This window comes from Hansschlegelia beijingensis (assembly GCF_045505405.1).
In the GTDB taxonomy this organism is placed as follows: domain Bacteria; phylum Pseudomonadota; class Alphaproteobacteria; order Rhizobiales; family Methylopilaceae; genus Methylopila; species Methylopila beijingensis_A.
In genome coordinates this window covers 1-1648 of sequence record NZ_JBJKEX010000496.1, presented here as the reverse complement: position 1 = coordinate 1648, position 1648 = coordinate 1, and the positions used below count along the sequence as shown (strand labels likewise).

At 69.5% G+C, this 1648-nt stretch carries 1 protein-coding gene and 1 pseudogene; one reads left to right on the top strand and one right to left on the bottom strand.

Annotated features, from left to right (window positions below; genetic code table 11):
* Positions 1–185, top strand: a pseudogene (locus ACIKT0_RS18010) (tRNA (adenosine(37)-N6)-dimethylallyltransferase MiaA); the annotation flags it as partial.
* A 30-nt stretch (positions 186–215) separates the two neighbouring features.
* Here the strand turns inward: ACIKT0_RS18010 and ACIKT0_RS18005 are convergent.
* A complete protein-coding gene (locus tag ACIKT0_RS18005; RefSeq protein WP_407106700.1) occupies positions 216–1505 on the bottom strand; it encodes an aspartate aminotransferase type Ic in 1290 nt (429 codons plus the stop codon).
* Positions 1506–1648 lie beyond the last annotated feature (143 nt).

Below are 1648 nucleotides of genomic sequence, written 5' to 3'. Positions count from 1 at the left end.
CGCTCGTCGCCTGGCGACGGGGCGAGCTTGAGCGGGCGGCGGCGCTGGAGCGCGTGCGGCTGGACACGCGCCGCTACGCCAAGCGCCAGACGACCTGGTTCAGGAACCGCATGGCCGACTGGCTGCACGTCGACCCGGCCGAGGCCCTCGACCGCGTCATCAGCGAGATGGGGCGCCGCGCCTGACGCGACGCCCGCTTGAAGGCCTGCGGCGGCTTACGCCGCCTCGGCCTTGCGCTTCGCCTGCTCGGCCTCGACCGCGGCGAGCAGCATGCAGATCGCGATGCCCTCGGAGGCCGCCTTCACGTCGGACAGCGACGGGAAGGAGGGAGCGAGCCGCAGATTGGCGTCATGCGGATCCTTGCCGTAGGGCCAGGTCGCGCCCGCGCCGGTGAGCAGCAGCCCGGCCTCCTTGGCGAGCGTCACCACGCGCGAGGCGGAGCCCGTGGTCATGTCGACCGAGACAAAGTAGCCGCCCTCGGGCTTGATCCAGTTCGCGGCGCCCTGGCCGCCAAGCCGCGCCTCGAGCGCTTCCGTCACGGCGGCGAATTTCGGCGCCAGCAGCGCGCGGTGCTTGTCCATATGGGCGAGCAGGCCCGCCTCGTCCTTGAGGAAGCGGACATGGCGCAGCTGATTGAGCTTGTCCGGCCCGATCGTGCGCTTGGAGGCGCGCGCCAGATACCACTTCACGTTCGCCTCCGACGAGGCGAAGAACGCCAGGCCGGCGCCCGCCAGCGTCATCTTGGAGGTCGAGGCGAACACGAAGGCGCGGTCGGGATTGCCCGCCTCGGCGCAGGCGTCGATCACGTTCAGGATCTCGTGCCGCGTCTCGGTGAGGTGATGCAGGACATAGGCGTTGTCCCAGAACAGCCGGAAGTCGGGAGCGCCGGTCTTCATCGCCGCCAGCCGACGGATGGTCTCGTCGGAGTAGAGCTCGGCCGAAGGATTGGAGTATTTCGGCACGCACCACATGCCCTTGACGGCCGGGTCGCGCGCGAGCTCCTCGACCTTGTCCATGTCGGGGCCGTTCCCGGTGAGCGGCACCGGGATCATGCGCACACCGTATTCCTCGCAGATCGCGAAATGGCGGTCGTAGCCCGGCACCGGGCACAGGAAGGCGATCTCGCTTTCCTTGCTCCACGGGCGCTCGGAGCCCGGCACGCCCTTCAGCAGCGCCCACACGATCGAGTCGTGCATCATCGCCAGGCTGGCGTTGTCGCCGACGACGATATTGGCCGGAGCAGCGCCGAGCGCGCCGCAAAACAGCTTGCGAACCTCAGGGAGACCCTGGACGCCGCCATAGTTGCGGGCGTCGTCGCCGGCCTCGGTGAAATGGTCCCGGTTGCCCGGGAGCGCGAGCAGGCCTTCGGCCAAATCCAGCTGCTCCGGCGCAGGCTTTCCGCGCGTCATGTCGAGCTTCAGGCCGCGAGCGCGGAACGCGTCGTAATCGGCGCGGATCCGGGCGCCATATGCCTCGAGATCCGATGCGGAGAGATCGGCGATCACCTGTCAGAACCTTTGCGGTTGGAAAGCGGCGCGACCTTAGTCGCATGCGGCGATCCGCGCCAGCGTCACGCCGCCCGGTCGGCGGGCGCCAGCCTTGCGGCGCGCTCGGCCCTCGGTGAAATGGTCCCGGTTGCCCGGGAGCG